We start from the raw sequence: 20,520 nt of genomic DNA, 5'->3' as shown, positions 1-20,520 counted from the left end.
ACAAATATGTACTACGGGACGATAAAAAAATATGATATTGCGAATGGACCTGGTGTAAGAGTAAGTCTGTTTGTCTCAGGATGCAGAAACCATTGTCCAGGATGTTTTAATAAAGAGACGTGGGATTTTAATTATGGTATGCCTTACACGAAGAAAACAGAAGAGGAAATTCTTAAATCATTAGCACCGGATTATATCGAGGGGTTTTCTTTGCTTGGCGGAGAACCATTTGAACCAGAAAATCAAGAAGTACTTTGGCAGCTGTTAGAGTGTATCAAGAAACAATATCCAAAAAAAACAGTTTGGTGTTATACGGGGTATCAATATGACCAGGATTTTGTGGAAGGTGGAAAAATTTATACAGCTTACACAGAGAAAATGCTGGAGAATATTGATACTTTAGTAGATGGACAATTTATTGAATCACAAAAAGATATTACTTTGCAGTTTCGAGGAAGTAAAAATCAAAAGATTATTGAGTTGTAAAGAAAAAAGAAGTCATAAAAAATGGCTTCTTTTTTCTTTGTTAGCATCTGGAACAAAATCAGTATTTATTTTATGAAAAATATGGCTCTTAGTCTTGCATTGAAATTTTTAAAAGAACCGGGGTTAAAATGGTTGTGACAATGACAACCAGAATAATTGGAGCAAATAGTGTATGGTCGAGAAGTCCAACCTGATGTCCTTTTTGTGCAACGATGAGTGCAACTTCACCTCTAGAAATCATTCCAATACCAATTTGGAGTGCTTCTTTGTTTTGAAAACCACAGCATCTAGCTCCGAGTGCGCAGCCGATAACCTTCGTAAGAAACGCAACAATTAGTAATAAAATGGAAAAAATCCAGGTAGATGTATTCATACCACCTAATTGAACTTTTAATCCGACAGCTGCAAAAAATACTGGTGAAAAAAACATATAGGATGGAATTTCAATTCTTCGTTCCACATAGGGTTCTACTTTGGAACGACAAAGCATAAGGCCTGCAAAGTATGCGCCCGTAATATCTGCCACACCAAAAAAGGTTTCAGAAATATAGGAAAGGGTGAAGGCAAATACGAGGGAATAAATGGCAGATCTTCTATGATGATCATGTTTTTCAAGGTAGGGGATACATTTTGATATCGCAAAAGCGATTAGTACAAGAAAAACAAAATAAAGTATAATTTTAATTCCTACAGAATAAGCATTTACGCTAGGATCTTTAAAACTTGTGATTACAGTTAATATAATGACTCCAAGAATGTCATCAATCACAGCTGCACCAAGAATGGTAGTTCCAACACGTCCTTTTAATTTCCCCATTTCCCGTAATGTTTCTACGGTAATACTGACAGAAGTGGCTGTTAAAACAACACCAACAAAAAAGGCTTTTAACAGTTCGTTATAATTCGAAAAATCTGTCTTGAAATATAATGCATAAGAAAGAAAACCACCAATAAGAGGAACAAGCACTCCAATTAAGGCTGTCACGGCGGAAGCTAACATATTCTCTTTTAATTCTTCCATTTCCGTACCGAGTCCAGCATTAAACATTAAAAGAATTACGCCAATTTCTGCTGTATATTCTAAAAAGGTACCGGCATCCCCTTCCAGAGAAATAAAATTTAAAACGGAAGGCCCGAGAATTACGCCTGCAATTAATGCACCAACGACAGCTGGTAAATGAATTTTTTTTGAAATATTTCCGAGTAATTTTGTCGATAGCAGAATGACTGCTAAAAATAAGATAAAATTATATGATTCCATTTAAAAAATCTCCTTTGTTTTTTATAAAAAAAGCCATCTGACCGCCAGATAGTGGTCAAATGGCTTTTTGGTTGTTTTAAACATTGTTCAATTGCATTGATAGTATCACATAAAATGTATCTGCGCAAGAATTTTTGACTGGATATATGATAAAATGGAAGAGAAGCAGAAACATGTATAAAGAAGGAAATATAAGGAGAATTTGTATGAATATAACGGTATATCTTGGAGCGAGTGAAGGATCTGATCCATCTTTGAAAAAGGCCGTTCAAGAGCTTGGTACCTGGATTGGAAAAAGTGGAAATCACCTTGTTTATGGAGGATCTAAAACGGGACTTATGGGAGCACTTGCAGAAAGCGTTATCAAATCTAAAGGAAAAGTAATAGGAGTTGAACCACAATTTTTCATTGATGCACAAGTACAATATGAAGCAGTTACAAAGTTGATTGCAACAAAAGATATCACAGAGCGAAAAGAAAAAATGATTGAGCTTGGAGATGCATTTATCGCATTTCCTGGAGGTACTGGAACGTTAGAAGAAATCTCGGAGATTATATCAAAACTTTCTTTAAAGCAGCTGGATGCGCCATGTATTTTATATAATCTTAATGGTTATTATGATCATTTGAAAGGGTTGCTTGAGCATATGATAGAAATGGAACTGTCCTCGGTGGAAAGACAGCAAGGAATTTATTTTTTAGATAATCTTCAACAAATCAAGGAAGTATTAGGAGGGATCAAAGAACATGGAAAATATCTATAAAATGAGAGGAGCCGGGAATTAATTCCCGGCATTATGAAAAAGTATGAAAAAAAGTTTTAGCAAAGTTAGCATTGAGTATTAGCTATTTGCTATATTCATAGTATAGGCAAAAAATGTGAAGAAAATGTGACAATAAATTGATGAAAATATGATCGGAATCTAAAAAAAATATAAAAAATCTTTCGAATATCTGAAAAAAATACTTGAAAAGTCTAATGTTTTCAGATAAAGTAGATATTGCGAATTTAAATATGATGAACATGGTTTTCGACTGTACGAAAACAAAATCTCTGGAGAGTCTCTTAATTGAGCGCCGAAGGTGTACGACTGCAAATTTTTTTGTAGCAAATCTCTCAGGCAAAAGGACAGAGCTTTTAAAGCAATGGATAGATACTCTTTAGAGCTGATGTTAATCAGCTCTTTTTTGTGTATAAAATTTTAAAATACACGAGAAGAATGTATTCGCATACTATTTTTTTGGAGGAGAAACTATGTTAGAAGCAGTGAATCAGGTTTTGGGAAAGATTGATAATTTTATCTGGGGGATTCCATTGATTGTGTTAATTCTTGCAACTGGAATTTTCCTGACAATTCGCCTTGGAGGATTGCAGATTCTGCATCTTAAAAAAGCGCTTTATTACATTTTCCATAACGAAGAAGATGGAACAGGAGAAGTAACGAGTTTTGGTGCTCTATGTACCGCATTATCAGCAACAATTGGAACTGGTAATATTGTAGGATGTGCGACAGCAATCGTGGCTGGAGGACCTGGTGCGATGTTCTGGATGTGGCTTGCAGCATTATTTGGCATGGCAACAAAATATGCAGAAGGAATGCTGGCAGTTAAGTATCGTGTGATCGCAGAGGACGGACATGCACTTGGCGGACCATTCTATTATATTGAACGCGGAATGGGGAAAAACTGGAAATGGCTTGCAAAATTGTTCTGTGTGTTTGGAACAATGGTTGGACTATTTGGAATTGGAACTTTTACTCAGGTAAATGGTATTACTTCCGCAGTGAATGGATTTTTTGATCCAAAAAATCTCCATACGGTTGAGTTATTTGGAAGAAGTTATTCTTGGAGTATTGTAATCGCAGGAATTATCTTGACTATTTGTGTCGGACTTGTTGTTATCGGTGGAATCAAACGTATTTCCAAAGTATCTGAAATTATCGTTCCATTTATGGCCGTTACATATATTGCGATTTGTTTAATTATTGTAGTGACACATTTACCACAGATTCCATCAGCGTTTGTAGAAATTATTCAGTCAGCATTTGGACTGCGTGCAGCAGCAGGTGGAGCGATTGGAGCTATGATTGTTGCTATGCAGAAGGGAATTGCAAGAGGAATTTTTTCCAATGAAGCTGGTCTTGGATCTGCACCGATTGCGGCAGCAGCAGCACAGACAAATGAGCCTGTACGTCAGGGACTTGTTTCTATGACAGGAACATTTATTGATACAATTGTTGTATGTACTATGACAGGTCTTTCAATTGTTATGACAGGTGCATGGGATATGGGTCTAGATGGTGTTAATGTTACAACAAAAGCCTTTGCAATTGGGCTTCCATTTCCAGAACAGTTTTCTTCATTTTTATTAATGATGTGTCTTGTATTCTTTGCGTTTACAACAATTCTTGGATGGGATTATTACAGTGAGCGTTGTCTTGAATATTTGACGAATGGAAAACATAAAGTCGTTATGGTATTTAAATGGCTGTATATTTTAGCAGTATTTATCGGACCTTTTATGACAGTAGAAGCGGTATGGACAATTGCAGATATTTGTAATGGACTGATGGCTTTACCAAACTTGATTGCATTGCTTGCATTAAACGGAGTTGTTGTAGAAGAAACAAAAGATTATTTTTACCGTCTTAAAAAAGAAGGAAGAACAAAATAACTTCTTTACTTTAGCACGCTGATGCTGTATATTGGAAATACAAGCACAGAAAGGAAGTAAAGCAAATGGGTAAGAAGATTAAGACAGAAGCTGTGAAAAAATTATTTCAGGCTGTTTTAACGCTGGAAACAGAAGAAGAGTGTTTTACATTCTTTGAAGATTTATGTACGGTAAATGAATTAGAATCATTAGCTCAGAGATTTGAAGTGGCCTCTATGCTGAGAGATAAGCATACTTATTTGGAAGTTGCAGAAAAGACTGGAGCATCCACAGCAACGATTAGCAGGGTCAATCGGTCATTGAATTATGGAAGCGACGGCTATGATATGGTATTTAAAAAAATGAAGAAATAGGAGCAATCCTATTTCTTCTTTTTTTTGTCTGTTTCATCGTCCTGATATAATTCATCGATCATTTTTTCAAGAACCTGTTTTCTTAAGTAAATATCATAGCCCATCAGGGTGATAAAAGAAAATTTCTGAAGTAGTTCTTTTTGCTTTCCATCAGACAGTTCAGGAAAAGTTTCCTGTGCTTTTTCGAACGTTTCCATAATGGATTCACGGATTGGTTCGTTGTAATTGTGTTCCATCTGAAAAATTTCTTTGTAAATTTCAAAGAAAGAAATTTGATTTTTTGGATTGTTATAAAAGGTATCTGTCAGAGGTTTTAAGAAGTTTTTAATATCAGAAATCGAAAGAAAACTTTTCAAATAATAAATATAGATCAAAAGGATCATATGATTTCTGGAATATTTTTTCTTATTAGAAGGAGGAAGAAGACCATTTTTTGAATAATTGTTAATCATGGTTTTAGTAAAAATTTTGTCTTCCTCATAACGTTTTGTATTTTTTAATTGTTCTTCCAGAAATGTTGTGATTTGATCCATATATAGATCGATGTTTGGGATATCTTCTGGCGGTACATAGTCCAGCTCCATCCATTGTTTCAGTTTGTCTTCAAATTCCATGGTAATTCTCCTTATCTTATAACTACATTATACGGTTATTTAAACTATATGACAAGAGTTCTGTGCATTTTCTGCTTTGTGTAGTATAATAAAGCCACGCAAAAAAAAGAGGAAAGGGAAACGTTTATGGATATTTATGATACATTAAATGAACAACAAAAAGAAGCTGTGTTTTGTACAGAAGGGCCGTTATTATTGCTTGCAGGAGCAGGATCAGGAAAAACGAGAGTCTTGACGCACAGGATTGCTTATCTAATCGATCAGGGGGTAAATCCTTATCATATTATGGCGATTACGTTTACAAATAAAGCGGCCAGAGAAATGAGAGAAAGGGTAGATCAGCTGGTTGGATATGGGGCGGAAAATATATGGGTTAGTACATTCCATTCTACTTGTGTTCGAATTTTAAGAAGACATATTGATAAGCTTGGATATGGGAACAGTTTTACAATCTATGATGGAGATGATCAAAAATCATTGATTCGTTCGATTTGCAAGACTTATAAAATTGATACAAAAACGATGCCAGAGCGCAGTATTATCAGTGAAATTTCATCAGCAAAAGATGAATTCATTACACCATCTGAATATGAAATAAAGAATCAATTTGATTTTAGAAAGAAAAAAATTGCAGAAATTTATAAAGAATATCAAAAACAGCTTCGTTCAAATAATGCGCTTGATTTTGATGATTTATTGTTTAAAACAGTAGAATTATTTCAATTTCATCCAGAAGTGCTTGATTATTATCAGGAAAGATTTCGTTATATTATGATTGATGAGTATCAAGATACAAATACAATTCAGTTTCAGCTGGTAAGTATGTTGGCAAGAAAGTATCGAAATCTTTGCGTAGTTGGAGATGATGATCAATCAATTTACCGATTTCGTGGGGCCAATATCAAAAATATTTTGAATTTTGAAAATATTTTTCCAGATGCACAGACGATTAAGTTGGAACAAAATTATCGCTCTACAAAAAATATTTTAAATGCCGCTAATGAGGTCATTGCGCATAATCATGGAAGAAAAGAGAAAAAACTCTGGACAGAAAATGAGGAAGGAGATTTTATTGAATTCCATCAGTATGAAACAGAACATGAAGAGGCCGGGCAAATTGCAGAAAAGATTGAAGAGCTTTCAAATGAAGGATATGAGTATAAAAATATAGCAATTTTATATCGCACAAATGCTCAATCTCGTGTATTTGAAGAGCGATTTATGATAAAAAATATTCCGTATCGAATTGTAGGAGGAACCAATTTCTATCAGCGTAAAGAAGTAAAAGATATGATTAGCTATTTAAAAGCGGTTGATAATGGACAAGACGATTTGGCGGTAAAAAGGATTATCAATGTTCCAAGGCGTGGAATTGGTGCCGCAACTGTTAATAAAGTAGAAACTTATGCGATTGAGCATGGAATCAGCTTTTTGGACGCATGTTTTGAAGCAGAGCAGATAACCACTCTTGGAAATGCAAAAAAGAAAATTCAGGGATTTGCAGATTTGATTCAAGAATTTAGAAATCAAGAAGCGATAGGAACTTTAAAAGAGCTTTTTGATGAAATAATACAAAAGACTGGATATGTGGAAGAATTAAAAGCAGAGGAGACAGAAGAAGCTCTTGGTCGTATTGAAAATATTGAAGAACTTTTAAATAAGATTGTAACTTATGAAGAAGAAACACAGGAACCGACTCTAGAAGGTCTTTTAGAGGAAATTGCACTTGTTGCGGACATTGATAACTTAGAAGAATCAGATAATCGAGTTGTTTTAATGACACTTCACAGTGCAAAAGGTCTTGAATTTCCTTACGTTTTTATTTGTGGAATGGAAGATGGAATTTTCCCAAGTTATATGACCATTATGTCAGAAAATGATGATGATATGGAGGAAGAAAGAAGACTTTGCTATGTTGGAATTACAAGAGCGAAGAAGAAACTTTATTTAAGTGCAGCAAAAAGAAGAATGGTACATGGAAGAACACAGTTTAATTCTGTTTCAAGATTTATTGATGAAATTCCAGAAAATCTGATGAAAATAGGAATGGAAACGCAATCGAGAGAAAAACGCAAAGAAAAGGCTTTATTTTCAGCAACACGTGCTCAAAAATTTAGAAAGCCATATCAGACAAAAACTTTTGCAGCACCATCTTCTGTAACATTATCTTATCAGGTTGGGGATATGGTGTCTCATATAAAATTTGGCAAGGGAATTGTGCAAGACATTGTTTCAGGAGGTCGTGATTATGAGGTTACGGTTGACTTTGAAAAGTGTGGGAGAAAGAAGATGTTTGCTTCTTTTGCAAAATTAAAAAAAGTTGACATAAAGCAATAAAAATAGTTAGTAATAGGCAACAATAAGTGATATAATAAAAAAAACGAATAGAAAGGAAGAGCGGCATGAAAAATTTTAGTGATTTTTTAGAAATGGCAAAGGTATCAGATATTATGAGCAAAAGGGACAAAGAAGATAATAAAATTGTATGGGCACTTGCTATTCTTGGTGCAGTTGCAGCAGTAGCAGGAATTGCATATGCAGTTTATAAATATCTGACACCTGACTACATGGATGATTTTGATGAAGACTTCGATGACGATTTTGATGATGATTTTTTTGAAGAAGAGGATTCAAAAGACGATGACGTTGAAGAAGTAAAATAATTCAAAAGCATGTAAAATCAAGGCGGAAGCATCGTTTCAGATGCTTCCGTTTTGGTTTGTAAAATTTTTTTTGAAAAAAATTGAAAAAAAGTGTTGACAAATAGAGAATAATAGAGTAAGATAGGTTTTGTTGTGAGCGACACAAACAAAAAACACTCACAGCCAACACAATAGAATCGGGGTGTGGCTCAGCTTGGCTAGAGCGCTTGATTTGGGATCAAGAGGTCGCAGGTTCGAATCCTGTCACCCCGACTAAGCGGGTGTAGTTCAATGGTAGAACTCCAGCCTTCCAAGCTGATCACGTGGGTTCGATTCCCATCACCCGCTTTTGAGTCTGTAGCTCAGTTGGATAGAGCAACGGCCTTCTAAGCCGTGGGTCGGGGGTTCGAATCCCTTCAGGCTCGCTTTTCTTTTGTAAAAATATATATGGTGGGTATAGCGCAGCTGGTTAGCGCGCCAGATTGTGGCTCTGGAGGCCGTGGGTTCGAATCCCATTACCCACCCTGTTTTTCGCTGATATTTACAGCGATGAGAAAATGAATATGGGTGTGTAGCTCAGGTGGTAGAGCACTTGACTTTTAATCAAGTTGTCCGGGGTTCGAATCCCCGCACGCTCAGTATAGTTAAGTTTTATGCGGTTTAGAAGTATTTTGCTTCTAGATCGCATTTTTGATTTTCGCTAGATTTTTCTTCGCTTCACTAGTAATCAAGTAGTATAGGAAATAGAAAGTAGGGATGATGAAAATTTTTCTTTAAAATTTATGAAATAAATGCTTGACATTCTGTAAATTAATTGATATACTAAGCAAGCAGTCAACGAGAGAGCTGAAATCATAAGATGAATATGAGTTCGGAGATTCTTGTGAATGTATATAGTATATTTGCGGATGTGGCGGAATTGGCAGACGCGCTAGATTTAGGTTCTAGTGATCAATTCAAACATTCAAAAAAGCGCGTATTTATGCGGTTTAGAGGTGATTTGCTTCTGAATCGCTTTTTTATTTTTCGCTAGATTTTTCGTTTAATCTTGACCTAGTCAAGCGCTACGAAAGGCAGGGAATCATGCGAAAAATAAAGATGTCAAATCCAACAAATCTAACTCTCAATCAAGCATTTGAAATGTATTTAAAAAAATGCAAAGTCAGAAACTTATCAGAAAGAACAATCCTATCTTATAAGCAAATCAACAAAAGATTTTTCGATTTTTGTGACTCCAGAAAACGAGTGCATACAATCTCAGAAGACACAATTGACGACTATGTCTTATGGCTTCGTGACGAAGTACGAATCAAAGACGTAACAATCAATACTTATCTCAGGACGCTCAGAGCGTTTTTGTACTACTGTATGGATTGTGGTTATATGGAATCTTTTAAAATACAATTATGCAAAATCGAAAAACCAATCAAGCAAACTTACTCCGATGATGAATTAGAACGACTATTAGAAAAACCAAATCTGCGCAAATGCACGTTTGCCGAGTACAAAACGTGGGTATTCGAAAACTACTTACTTGCAACAGCAAATCGTATACGTACGGCATTAAATGTGCGTATCTGTGACGTTGACTTTTCAAGCGGTTTTATCGTGCTACGCAAAACCAAGAACCGTAAGCAACAGGTAATCCCTTTATCTGAATCCTTATCTGCAATCTTGCAGGAATATCTTGAAATTCGTGGCGGAGAACCAGAAGATTACCTCTTCTGCAATGATTATGGCAAGCAGTCAGCCGTGAGAACATATCAACAGTTAGTCCATAACTACAATTTAAAACATAACGTGAGCAAAACATCATGCCATCTATTTAGACATACCTTCGCCAAGCATTGGATCATCAATGGTGGCGATATATTCCGACTACAAAAGATTATGGGACACTCTACTCTGGACATGACAAAAGAATATGTTACGTTATTTGGAAATGATTTACAGATTGATTTTGAACGATTCAATCCGTTAGATACTATAAAAAACCATGAACATGAAGGCACTCACATCTCCATGAGGAAGAAAGGACGGTGATTAATTGGACACTTTAAAAAGAAGTTTTAATAAAACAATGCAGAGAGAAAGCAAAACTATGACAGCCGTAACACAAGCACAGGACTTTAAGGTTGTCTTTCGTAGAAATAATGATGGGCTTGAGGAACGTGATACTTCGATTATTTACTATCAAATAGATGCTCCTATGTCCACCGGAACGCTTTTAAAGTACAAAGGTAGGTATTACATCGTTCTAAACAAAGAAACGGCAGAAAATGATGTTTACTACAAATCTACTATACAGCAGACAGATGGTACAATAAACCTTAACAGCGGAACTGTCACGGGGATTCCTTGCTGCTGCACGAAAATGGCTTCTATGGCGTCTTCAAATGATGGGACGATGATTTTGTTGACAGGAAACCTAGAGTTGCTTGTAGAGGATAATTTAGCGTCTAAGCGCATATCTATTAGTGATACATTTAATGAGTATGGTGGTACATATAAGATTGACAATATCCTACGAAGGAATGGTATCTGCCACTTGTTTTGCGAGCGTACCGCAGATGGGAAACCAACAGTTAACTATCGTCTTGTATTAGGTGCTTATGAAAAGGCATACCAGATTCCTTCTAGTGCCAAACTGGAAACAACTGCTTATATTAATGATCAAATAGTAGATAATCCTACGATTGAATGGATATCATCAGATAATAATGTAGCAACAATCGCTCAGGACGGCACAGTTACCTTTATCAAGATAGGCATAGTCAAATTTACTGCAAGATGGACAGAACACGATGTAGAAGTTACAACAGACGAAATTACGGTTACTGAGAGCGAGCCAGAGGTTAATCCTTGGACACTATCTATCACAAGCAGGTATAACAAAATGTTTATAAATAAAGATATGGTATTTACCTTTGTTACAAAGAATGATGGTGTAAAAGAGCATCTGGACGGGTTGCAGTATGAGATCATTAGTGACTATTCGTTTACGTTTGCAACGGAGATATTCGACACAACAGCCAATACATTAACCTTAAAAACAACAGACACAGGCGCAAATGGTAAGAAGTTTACGCTTCGTGTTTATCATACAGCCAAGAAACTAGAAGCAACTAAGGACGTTACCGTGGAGTCATTAGTTTAAGTGTCCTCAGAACGAGGACGGTTTGTCAAAAACGGAAAGCCGTAAATCAACCGTAGACAATCTGTCGATGGTTCAGATTTTTGGTAAAAAAACGCCCAAAAACTTCTCATTTTTATTTTTGAACACCGCTTAAACCTAGTGTTTATGCGGTGTTGAGAGTTTTTGCTAAGTGCGGGTATAGGAAGAACATGAAATAGTAAAAATTTTGCAAAAATCGTCTAGGTTTTATTTTTTTAGATGTAAAAACACTAGGAATTATAGGCGTTTAAGCATTTGTACTTCTCTCGGCTATAGGAGAGACAATCACCTTTGGAAAAAATCAGTCCAAAAAATTCCCCTTTTTATTTTAAAACACCTCTTAAATCCAGTAATTACAATAGATTTGAACGATAGCGTTCTCTCAGTAATAGGAGAGAAAGCAGATTCCCCAAATGGTAATGTGCTAGTCCCATAATCAATTTTAGACAAAATCGGTCAAAAAAGTTCCCTCTTTTAAAAATAAAGGGGTTATAAAGTCAGTGTTTATAAGGATTTTTTTTAACACGAATCTTGTTGTAATAGGAGAGGCAGGAGATTTTGGAAAAAAACGGCAAAAAATTTCCCAGTTACATCTAAAAAAACATTGAAAAACTCAGTAAAATAGCCATTTACAGGCGACGTGCTAAGTGGCTGTATAGGAAGAACGATGTAACGCTATCAAGCGTTGTCCAGAAACCTAGTATTTTAGCGGTTTTTTAAACTGGGAATTATTTACATGTACCGAGTTTTCCAGAACATAAAAAGTCACTATATGGAAGAGGGGGTATCTCTTAAGAAAGCAGAATGCAGAAATTGAACTTTTGATATTGGGTAAAAATGTACCGAAAAAATCGTTTCAAAAAATTTTGAAAAAATGAAATGTACCGTTATTTTCGGAACACGAAATGTGCGTATATGGAGAGGCAAAATACAAAATGTTAGCATTTGATATTGGTTAAAAAACAGCCGTTATTTTCGGTCAAATAATTTAAAAAAAATGGTAAACAGCCGAAAAAAACGGTTGGTGAAATGTGTGTATATGGAGAAGCATATATTAGACATGTAACGCTATCAAATTGCCAACGTGGACAAATCAAAATTTGGCTAAAAACCTAGTGTTTTAGCGACTTTGAAAAATTGGAAATTATTTACAAGTCCCGTATTTACGGCACAAAATGAAATTTGAAATGTGCGTATAAGGGGGCGCATATCCCAAACATAAAAATGTTCGTTATTTAATTCAAATGTATATAGACGTAGCAGGGGTTACCAAATCGGTAACCCTTGAATCTTAAGGTGGCAAATTACCATTTTAGAAATCCAAAGGTCGTAATCTGCGACGTTAAACACAATTATATAATAAGGAAGAAAGAGATCTATCGTTTTGATAGGTCTTTTTTTGATACAACAAATTAACAACATCATTACAGGGGCAACAGATAGAACTGCTATTGCAGGGCGTTTTGTATGCAACTGGAAAGGACGTGAGCATGGAACTAGAAACATTAAATCTATCTGATGAACAACTTGCAGGAGTACAGCAGATTCTTCAATCTGAGGGCGATAAGATTCGTACAAAGTATTCAAACGAACTCAGAACTGTAAAGGAAGAATTAAATCAGTATAAACCTGCTCAGAAGTCAGATAGCGAAATTCAATTTGAGAATCGTATGAGAGAGTTAGAAGCCAGAGAACAGAAATTACTGGCAAAGGAACGCCAGACAGAATTATCAAGCAAACTTACTGAACTTGGCTTACCAACAGAGTTAGGACAGTATCTGAATCTTGGTGAAGATGTGGACGCAGGATTAGAAGCCGTGAGTGTGGCAATCAATGGCTATCTGTTGAACAATGGGAGCAAACCCACCAACCACAGCAAACAGCAAGCAGTTACAAAGTCCGACTTCAAAAAGATGTCCTACGGAGAAAAAGCACAACTTTTTCAAGATAATCCTGAGTTATATAAGGCATTAGCCAGATAATTCCCCAGTTGTGGGGAAACCAAGGAACTTTTGCGCTCGTTAAATACGGTTTTCGGAAAGGTAGACAAAGGAGTGGATTACAATGTACTTCAAACTGCGATAAGTCAGTTAGGATTTCCGATTGTCATGGTAATTGCCATGGCTTTTTTCATTTGGAAATTGTGGGAGAAATCGCAACAACAGAACGAAAACAGAGAAGAAAAATTATATTCGGTCATCTCAAAAGCACAAGAACAAAACGAAAAATTATCTGCGACAAATGCAGAATTCGTGCAGGTGCTTACATCTTATAAGGATGACTTAGATGACATCAGAGAAGATGTTTCAGACATCAAAACACAAATTAATAACAAATAATTAAGGAGGAAACAAAATGGCAAATATTGTAAACAATTCTACAAATGCAGTGAATAAAAACATGATCATCCCAGATGTTTATGCTGAATTAGTACGTGAAAAAATTGAAGGAAAGGTAGTTATCTCTCAGTGTGCAAAAGTAGTTAAATCTTTAGTCGGTAAACCTGGGGAAACAGTGTCTATGCCAAAATGGGCTTACATCGGTGATGCAAAAGACATTACAGTTGGAACAGCGATGGATAAGACAGCATTAAAACAGACAAGCACACAAGCAACTATTAAGATGGTTGCCGCTCCTGCTGTATCCGTAAACGATTACGACGACGCAGTTGAGTTCGGAAATGCATTAGATGAAGCCGCAAAACAGCAGGCAATCTCTCTGGCAAGAAAACTTGACACTGATTGCATTAATGTTGCATTGACAACACCTTTGAAGAGTCAACTTGCTACAAAACATCAGATCACGTTCGATGAGATGAACGCTATCTTAGGTTTATATGGAGATGATGCCAATGCAGAAGATTTTGCTGGTATCTACATTCATAGCGCTTTCGTGCCATCATTTCTTAAGATGGATGGCTTCGTTGACAAGACAAAGACATTTACAGCCGATGGCACAGGAATCATGCAGAATAACTTATTAGGATATTTCAGAGGAATTCCAGTGTTAGTAACTGATCGCCTTTACGACACAGCAAAACATGAAGGGTATATCCTTACTATCAAAAAAGAATCTATTGGATTAATTCCTAAAGAGAATCCTTTTGTTGAACCTGCCAGAGATGCATCTACAAGAACAACTACTGTTTATTGCTCAGAATACTATGCAGTTGCACTGATTGACGACAGTGGAGTTGTAGTCGCAGGTTCTACAATCACACCAACAGTAAGTGATGGAGAATAAATGAAAGGAGCAACGAGATGCTTGGCGGAGATCGTTTAAAATTTTTACGAATTTATCACAATTTAACACAAAAGTACATGGCTGAGTGTCTCGGATGCTCAACCAGATGGATTAAGGGCATTGAAAGATGCGAGGTAATCCCGACCGAGAAGATGTACAATGATTGGTTAAACTGCTGTTATGGCTTATTGAAGCCACGAGAGGAAAAGAAAACAAGCAAAAAAGCCACAACGTCAAAAATAACTCGGTTAAACAAATAACTGCTATGCCCCGAAATGGGGTATGGCGTAATTATATTTTAGTTCAACAGGAACTTGGTAACTAGCAGACCTTATAATGGTAGAAAGAAGGTGAATAAGATGGTTAAATTCTTATTCACTTTCAGTTTTGTTCACTTATTGAGGGGGCAAGGTGGTTATCCATCTTGTTCACCAACAATAGGTGAAAAAATTGAAAGAGAATTTAAAAAATAGTTTACCAACATGGTATAACGATAAAACAAACAACTATCATACAATATTAACAGATGACATTGACTCATTATTGTCTTGTACAATCCTAAAAGAAGTAATGGGATGGGACATTAAAGAAGTTTTCTTATTAAGGCAAGTCGCAAATTATTCAGATATTCCGATTGACGTATCGGCTAAAACAAAGAACGCCACAGTTACAGAAGAAATAGGCGTGGACTTTGCCAAATATCAAGGCAAATGCTTCGACAATCACATCACAAGATTTTCTGAGAAAGATTACAAGAACGAAGAATCAATCAATCCTAATCTAATAGAAGATGTTACGAAAAAGAATTACACAGAGAAATATGCGGGATCGACAGTATTATTGTTGTGGTCACTGTATGGATTATCTAAAAATATGACAGATGAAGCAATAATGATACTACTCACCATTGATAGTTCATTCCTTGGATACTATGACGATAGATACAGACCATATATTAAGCATTATCTGGTAGATGTACTTGATCTGCCAGAATTTTATAATTGTATTGAGCGACATACTCAAGAAGATTTCAAGCGAATCAGAAACAAGTATCATCTGAATGGAAAGATTACATTAGAAAACGGTTATCTTAAAACGAATATAGACATTGATAAGATCAACGATGTACTACTCTGGGAAACGGCAGAGGTCCTTGAGATAAAATTACCAAAAGAAGAATTTTTCGTTGATAAATTTTTTATGAGCGAAATCGAAGATATCTATGGTCTGTATGCAGAATGTGACCGAGATATTATCAAGAAAGAACAATATTGTCATGCATTGACAAGAACGAACACAGTAAATTACTCAATCGAGATTAAAGAAAAAGACGAGGTAGAATAATTATGAAATACACAAACAGAGGCGAAATTGTAATTGAACAGAGAAAACTTGTAAATAAATTGACAAAAAAAGGATACCCAATTGTAAGGATTCGCCAAAATCGGAGAAACAAATATAAAACAGAATATCTCTTCAAATCTACGCCAGAATTACGAGAAGAATTGATGAATATTGCACGAGCCGAAGTCGAAGAATTAAAAAAGAAAATGTTTGCATAACCAAAAATTCTGACCGTTAATAATGTTAACGTACAAAATTTAGGTCAGTTAGATTCAGAGGAAAAATATAAAACCAAAATTTTGACTGCCAACAATCTTGGCACTCAGAATTTAGGTCAGTTAACCTCAAACTGAGGGCTACTAATTAATATCAGTAATCGACAATTTGTCGACCACTCAACAAAACAAATACAAGTATAGGAGAACAAACACATGAACAAAACAAAAACAGAAAACAAAATTATATTCAATCAAGCACTTGCAGGATATTTAATGATGCAAGGATTCATCCTTAAAAAAATAGAACGCAATGAAAAATGTCCAGACAAAAATGTATTTATTTTCAGAAAATCTGAAAATCTTGAAAAGACAATCAAACAGTATTTATCCAAATAATCTAACGTAACATAAGGAGAACAAACAAATGGCAACAAACAAAAAAGTAAGTAAAAATACAAGAGTAAGCGATCTAATCACAGTTGAAGATATTAAAAAATGGGAACCAGATGTACCTGTCATTATTGAGGCAGGTACTGGCGTTGGAAAATCCTACTTTATCAAGAACACCTTATATGATATTGCAAAGGAAGAGGGTCAGAAGATTCTCTTCCTTATCCATCGTCGCAAATGTGTCGATCAGTTCATCATGGAAATTGAATCAGACGGCAAAGATGATGTGATAGACATTGTTACATATCAGAAGTTTTCCATGCACAAGTCAAGATACAATGACTTCGGAGAAGAGGACTTCTTTAATCCATACGACTACGGTTACATTGTATCAGACGAATATCATTATTTCACAGAAGATGCGTCCTTTAATGACACGACAGACGTGGCTTATGACATGATCATGGAATGTCCTACTGCGGTTAAGATATTCATGAGCGCCACGGGCGAGAATATTGAATCTTATATGAGAGATTATTTGGGAGATAACGCCCAGAAATTAGGCATCAGAGAAGGAATTAAGCCACTCAAATACAAGATACCTACCAATTGGTCATTTATCAATCAACTCTACTTCTTCTACCGTGAGGACGCATTTAAACGTAAGGCAGAAGAGATAATTCACAAAGGTACAAAGGCAATCTTTTTCATTGACTCTGTCAAAAAGGCATATGAATTATACAAGCAGTTCGAGGACAATGCAATCTTTTGCTGTAGTGAGAGTAACAAAGAGTATGCCAAGTATATGGATAAGGATAAATTGAATCAGATGCTTGAAAATGAGAGATTCGAAGAGAATCTACTTATCACAACTGCTTGCCTAGATGCAGGCGTTAACATCAAAGACAAAGATGTAAAAGAGGTCATGATAGACATTCGTGATCTTGGTTCACTGATCCAGTGCATGGGCAGAAGACGTATCGGCAGAAGGAAAGACAATGGTGCATACTCAGAGAAGATTGACGTTTATGTTCGTGCCAGAACCAACGAACAATTAGGCGGTATGATCACACAGATTAAGAAAGATATTACGCCTGCACAATTCCTCGACTTCAACGGAGAAGATGAATTTTATAGAGAATATTTAAGATTCAACGCGAATGTAGACAAGAGCGGAATCATTTATAAGGATAAAAAAGATAATTGTTTAAAAGTGAATCAATTGATGCTCAAGAAAAAAGAAAGCGACATCGAGTTATATAATAAGATGATAAAACTCAGCGATTACGGATACTGCGCATATCTTGCTGATAAGTTTGAGAGAACGCACAAATACAACAAAAGAACTCGTGAAATTGAGAGAATGAAATATGAAATTTATGATCCAGAATGTATTGAAATTATGATCAAGTTGGAAAGGTATGCAAACGATAAAACAGAATTTTGGGATACGCAGAAAGATGAACTTGTACAGGAATTGGGTGTACGTAAAGACAGACGAATTGTTAAAACTGCTAAGACAATAAATGAACGGTTATTGCAGATGGGCATACCTTATAAAATAGACAAGAAAAGAACAAAACGAAAAATTGGTGGTCGTAGTAAGGACGTTAGATTGTGGACGATAGTTAGGGCGAGAGTATAGAATCGTCGTTTTCCCCTTATAATTACTGGATTTTTTGCCGATTTGCGTACAAAATTGTTACGATGCTTCTATATAGGGTCGTAACGAAAACGTACGCAAAATGCATGAAATCCCTTATAAACACTGGAGAAAACGACGATTACTTTACTACTCCTCTTCTCTGCTATCCCAAGTAAACAAGCAATTTATTGCGCAGTTTAGGAGAGATAGGATAAGCGTTAGCGTTCCTTCTCGACATTGCTACCGCAGGTAAATGAAGAGCGTTAAGTGTTTCCTCATCATGTTGGGGACAAGCCCCAAACCCCTAGATGTCCAACATTAGATTCGCTACGCTCACTTAAATGTTGAACTTCGATCGCACAACAAGTTGCGCAATCGGATATTATCGGACTTTTAAAAAAAATCAAACAGGAAAGGAGAAACAAATGGCAAAGAGTAAAGATAAAACATTGCTTCAAAAGATGCAGGAAATCTGCCCATATCACATTGCAAAGTATGTGCAGTGGTATCTGTCAGATAAGAAGAAAAGATGCAAATGGGACGAATTATGTCAATGCGATATGCAGTTCAAGAGCAAGGATGGAACAAACAAAACAGAAGAATTCTGCGAGAATAACTGGCTCATTCGTGATGATGCTCAGAAAGCAATTAAAATATACATGAAAAATATGAGAACACTAAACACAATGCAGATATACCAGAAGATGATGAACAAGGCACTGAATGGAGATGTCAATGCGGCTAAGTACGTTGAAAACTTCCATAATAGTGACTTCTTTGAGGATTCAGAGGACGAATTGGACGTGTTATTATCTGGTATTAATATTCCTGCTCTTAAAGGCGGTGCATGATGATCAGTAAAACAAATGCACAAAAACTTGCTTGGTTGTGGCAAGACGAGAATAAGGTGGCATGGATTGAAGCGTTCATCAAGATTGCAGATAAAGAAGGAAAACTTGTACCATTTATCTTAACGGATGAGCAGAAGGAATTGGTACAAAATATGCAATCAAACAACATTATCTTAAAGAGCCGTCAGTTAGGTATTTCCTCTATCACGATTGCATTGTCAATCAGAGAATGTGTTGTGCATGAGAATACGACTTGTTTTCTGGTAAGTCACAATCAATCAAGTTGTAATACGATTTTTGATAAATTGAAACAGCAATATCACTCATTACCAGATATCATCAAACCGAAACTGATCGTAAATAACAGACAAGCATTATGCTTTGATAATGGTAGCAAGATTACTTGCTTGACGGCAGGTAATAAAGAGATTGGTCGTGGCGATACATTGAACGGTATCGTGCATCTGTCTGAGTTTGCTTTTTGGAAGAACGCAGATAAACAGTTACATGCATTATCGCAGGCGGTTAGTGAATCAGGACGCATCATCATAGAATCGACTGCAAATGGATTTAACAAATTTTCAGAATTATATATTCAAGCGAAGAACGGAGACAATAGTTACAAACCGTTCTTTTTTAATTGGATCAATGGAAAATCTTTGTTTGCTAATCAGTATGAGCAAGCGGTGGCTGAGTATGAAGCAAGAACATCACAAAAGATTAAAGACATGGAATTGGACGAAGATGAACAGGAATTATTAAAGATGGGTGCTTCATTGGCGCAGATTGCTTGGCGAAGAAAGAAAGTATCTACAGATGGACTTGATACATTCCAAGTAGAATATCCATCTACTGATACAGAATGTTTCTTGACTACAGGGCAACAGTTATTTGACTCTAAGAGGATCACGGCATCATTGACTACGATCGTAGAACACAAGATTAAACCGTTGGCGAAGAAACAGGTTACGGGTGTTCCTACGATATTAATGCCGTATCTAGGTAAGACATTTCATATCTGGCAGTTGCCACGAATTGGAGAGAAATATTATATCGGTGTGGATTGCTCAGAAGGATTGGGACAGGACTACTCTACTGCTATTGTGTTAAATCGAGAAGGTCAACAGGTGGCTGAGTTTAGGAATAACAAGATTAAGCCATATCAGTATGCCGATGTGTTAAATGCTTTAGGTAGATACTATAATAAGGCGTTGTTGACGGTTGAGAAAGCAAGCGGTGGGCATAGTGTGATTGAACGTTTGAGATACGAGAAACATTATATGAACATGACGAAGTACAAGACATATGATGAATTTCAACGAACTGTTTGGCGTATCGGGTTTGACACTAACAATAAAACAAAATCTATCATCGTCAACGACTGCCGTGAATGGTTCGATAAAGGTTTAATCCAAATCAAGAGTAAGGATATGCTCGAAGAGATGAAGGTATTCGTTGCGAATGATAATGGAAGTATGGGCGCAATCAGTGGCAGTCATGATGACTTGGTTATGGGATTGTGTCTTTGTATTCAGGGAATGAAGAATGGATTATGGTATCCATTTTAACAGTATTATATAGAAGAAACAGAAAGGAGAGACAACGTGGCAATTGAAGAATATAA

At 36.0% G+C, this 20,520-nt stretch carries 19 protein-coding genes, 5 tRNA genes and 1 riboswitch; of the genes, 22 read left to right on the top strand and 2 right to left on the bottom strand.

What is annotated here, in order from left to right; genetic code table 11:
• The first annotated feature begins 6 nt into the window (after nucleotides 1-6).
• Nucleotides 7-486 carry an anaerobic ribonucleoside-triphosphate reductase activating protein gene (gene nrdG / locus KQI71_RS00730; protein WP_216433090.1) on the top strand — a complete coding sequence of 160 codons (480 nt, stop codon included), beginning with the start codon at nucleotides 7-9 and terminating at the stop codon, nucleotides 484-486.
• An 88-nt stretch (nucleotides 487-574) separates the two neighbouring features.
• On the opposite strand, the gene KQI71_RS00725 is transcribed toward nrdG, so the two are convergent.
• On the bottom strand, nucleotides 575-1,747 hold the full coding sequence (locus KQI71_RS00725) for a cation:proton antiporter (protein ID WP_216433088.1): 1,173 nt from the start codon (nucleotides 1,745-1,747) through the stop codon (nucleotides 575-577).
• Between the two features lie 206 nt (nucleotides 1,748-1,953).
• Between KQI71_RS00725 and KQI71_RS00720 the strand changes: the two genes are divergently transcribed.
• The 3 genes from KQI71_RS00720 (at nucleotide 1,954) to KQI71_RS00710 (ending at nucleotide 4,774) form a co-directional block, all read left to right on the top strand.
• The gene (locus KQI71_RS00720) at nucleotides 1,954-2,511 is read left to right on the top strand and encodes a TIGR00730 family Rossman fold protein (protein WP_216433086.1); all 558 of its coding nucleotides are present in this window, start codon (nucleotides 1,954-1,956) and stop codon (nucleotides 2,509-2,511) included.
• A gap of 280 nt (nucleotides 2,512-2,791) precedes the next feature.
• Nucleotides 2,792-2,890, top strand: a riboswitch (glycine riboswitch).
• 112 nt (nucleotides 2,891-3,002) lie between these two features.
• Nucleotides 3,003-4,421 carry an alanine/glycine:cation symporter family protein gene (locus KQI71_RS00715; protein ID WP_216433084.1) on the top strand — a complete coding sequence of 473 codons (1,419 nt, stop codon included), beginning with the start codon at nucleotides 3,003-3,005 and terminating at the stop codon, nucleotides 4,419-4,421.
• A gap of 65 nt (nucleotides 4,422-4,486) precedes the next feature.
• Nucleotides 4,487-4,774, top strand: a complete 288-nt coding sequence (locus KQI71_RS00710; protein WP_216433082.1) for a YerC/YecD family TrpR-related protein — start codon at nucleotides 4,487-4,489, stop codon at nucleotides 4,772-4,774.
• A gap of 8 nt (nucleotides 4,775-4,782) precedes the next feature.
• Here the strand turns inward: KQI71_RS00710 and KQI71_RS00705 are convergent, their stop codons facing one another.
• A complete protein-coding gene (locus tag KQI71_RS00705; protein ID WP_216433080.1) occupies nucleotides 4,783-5,388 on the bottom strand; it encodes a DUF1836 domain-containing protein in 606 nt (201 codons plus the stop codon).
• A gap of 126 nt (nucleotides 5,389-5,514) precedes the next feature.
• Here KQI71_RS00705 and pcrA point away from each other — a divergent pair, with 126 nt between their 5' ends.
• The 18 genes from pcrA (at nucleotide 5,515) to KQI71_RS00615 (ending at nucleotide 20,464) form a co-directional block, all read left to right on the top strand.
• Nucleotides 5,515-7,725, top strand: coding sequence for a DNA helicase PcrA (pcrA, locus tag KQI71_RS00700; protein ID WP_216433078.1), 2,211 nt, complete (start codon nucleotides 5,515-5,517; stop codon nucleotides 7,723-7,725).
• A 65-nt stretch (nucleotides 7,726-7,790) separates the two neighbouring features.
• The gene (locus KQI71_RS00695) at nucleotides 7,791-8,051 is read left to right on the top strand and encodes a DUF4366 domain-containing protein (RefSeq protein ID WP_216433077.1); all 261 of its coding nucleotides are present in this window, start codon (nucleotides 7,791-7,793) and stop codon (nucleotides 8,049-8,051) included.
• Nucleotides 8,052-8,228: 177 nt separating this feature from the next.
• Nucleotides 8,229-8,303, top strand: a tRNA-Pro gene (locus tag KQI71_RS00690).
• 4 nt (nucleotides 8,304-8,307) lie between these two features.
• Nucleotides 8,308-8,378: transfer RNA gene (locus KQI71_RS00685), tRNA-Gly, on the top strand.
• A gap of 3 nt (nucleotides 8,379-8,381) precedes the next feature.
• Nucleotides 8,382-8,455, top strand: a tRNA-Arg gene (locus tag KQI71_RS00680).
• A gap of 25 nt (nucleotides 8,456-8,480) precedes the next feature.
• A tRNA-His gene (locus tag KQI71_RS00675) sits at nucleotides 8,481-8,554 on the top strand.
• 41 nt (nucleotides 8,555-8,595) lie between these two features.
• Nucleotides 8,596-8,668: transfer RNA gene (locus KQI71_RS00670), tRNA-Lys, on the top strand.
• Nucleotides 8,669-9,113: 445 nt separating this feature from the next.
• The gene (locus tag KQI71_RS00665; protein WP_216433075.1) at nucleotides 9,114-10,073 is read left to right on the top strand and encodes a tyrosine-type recombinase/integrase; all 960 of its coding nucleotides are present in this window, start codon (nucleotides 9,114-9,116) and stop codon (nucleotides 10,071-10,073) included.
• A 4-nt stretch (nucleotides 10,074-10,077) separates the two neighbouring features.
• On the top strand, nucleotides 10,078-11,187 hold the full coding sequence (locus KQI71_RS00660; protein WP_216433073.1) for a hypothetical protein: 1,110 nt from the start codon (nucleotides 10,078-10,080) through the stop codon (nucleotides 11,185-11,187).
• 1,502 nt (nucleotides 11,188-12,689) lie between these two features.
• A complete protein-coding gene (locus KQI71_RS00655; protein WP_216433071.1) occupies nucleotides 12,690-13,187 on the top strand; it encodes a hypothetical protein in 498 nt (165 codons plus the stop codon).
• Nucleotides 13,188-13,259: 72 nt separating this feature from the next.
• Nucleotides 13,260-13,544 (top strand): hypothetical protein, encoded by a 285-nt coding sequence (locus KQI71_RS00650; protein WP_216433070.1) that lies wholly within the window; start codon nucleotides 13,260-13,262, stop codon nucleotides 13,542-13,544.
• A 16-nt stretch (nucleotides 13,545-13,560) separates the two neighbouring features.
• On the top strand, nucleotides 13,561-14,448 hold the full coding sequence (locus tag KQI71_RS00645; protein WP_216433068.1) for a phage major capsid protein: 888 nt from the start codon (nucleotides 13,561-13,563) through the stop codon (nucleotides 14,446-14,448).
• 450 nt (nucleotides 14,449-14,898) lie between these two features.
• The gene (locus KQI71_RS00640; RefSeq protein WP_216433065.1) at nucleotides 14,899-15,792 is read left to right on the top strand and encodes a hypothetical protein; all 894 of its coding nucleotides are present in this window, start codon (nucleotides 14,899-14,901) and stop codon (nucleotides 15,790-15,792) included.
• 2 nt (nucleotides 15,793-15,794) lie between these two features.
• Nucleotides 15,795-16,010, top strand: coding sequence for a hypothetical protein (locus KQI71_RS00635; protein WP_216433063.1), 216 nt, complete (start codon nucleotides 15,795-15,797; stop codon nucleotides 16,008-16,010).
• 213 nt (nucleotides 16,011-16,223) lie between these two features.
• A complete protein-coding gene (locus tag KQI71_RS00630) occupies nucleotides 16,224-16,406 on the top strand; it encodes a DUF5659 domain-containing protein (protein ID WP_216433061.1) in 183 nt (60 codons plus the stop codon).
• 28 nt (nucleotides 16,407-16,434) lie between these two features.
• Nucleotides 16,435-18,045: a DEAD/DEAH box helicase family protein gene (locus KQI71_RS00625; RefSeq protein WP_216433059.1), complete on the top strand. Its 1,611-nt coding sequence runs from the start codon at nucleotides 16,435-16,437 to the stop codon at nucleotides 18,043-18,045.
• A gap of 425 nt (nucleotides 18,046-18,470) precedes the next feature.
• Nucleotides 18,471-18,896, top strand: coding sequence for a hypothetical protein (locus tag KQI71_RS00620; protein WP_216433057.1), 426 nt, complete (start codon nucleotides 18,471-18,473; stop codon nucleotides 18,894-18,896).
• Complete coding sequence (locus tag KQI71_RS00615) at nucleotides 18,896-20,464, top strand: phage terminase large subunit family protein (RefSeq protein WP_253287863.1); 1,569 nt, start codon at nucleotides 18,896-18,898, stop codon at nucleotides 20,462-20,464. Before KQI71_RS00620 ends, KQI71_RS00615 begins: the two co-directional genes overlap by 1 nt.
• Nucleotides 20,465-20,520: the final 56 nt, after the last annotated feature.

The sequence above is a fragment of the Anaerostipes sp. MSJ-23 genome (assembly GCF_018918155.1).
GTDB lineage: Bacteria > Bacillota > Clostridia > Lachnospirales > Lachnospiraceae > Anaerostipes.
The sequence above is the reverse complement of the archived record's forward strand: the minus strand, read 5'-3'. Positions and strand labels throughout refer to the sequence as shown.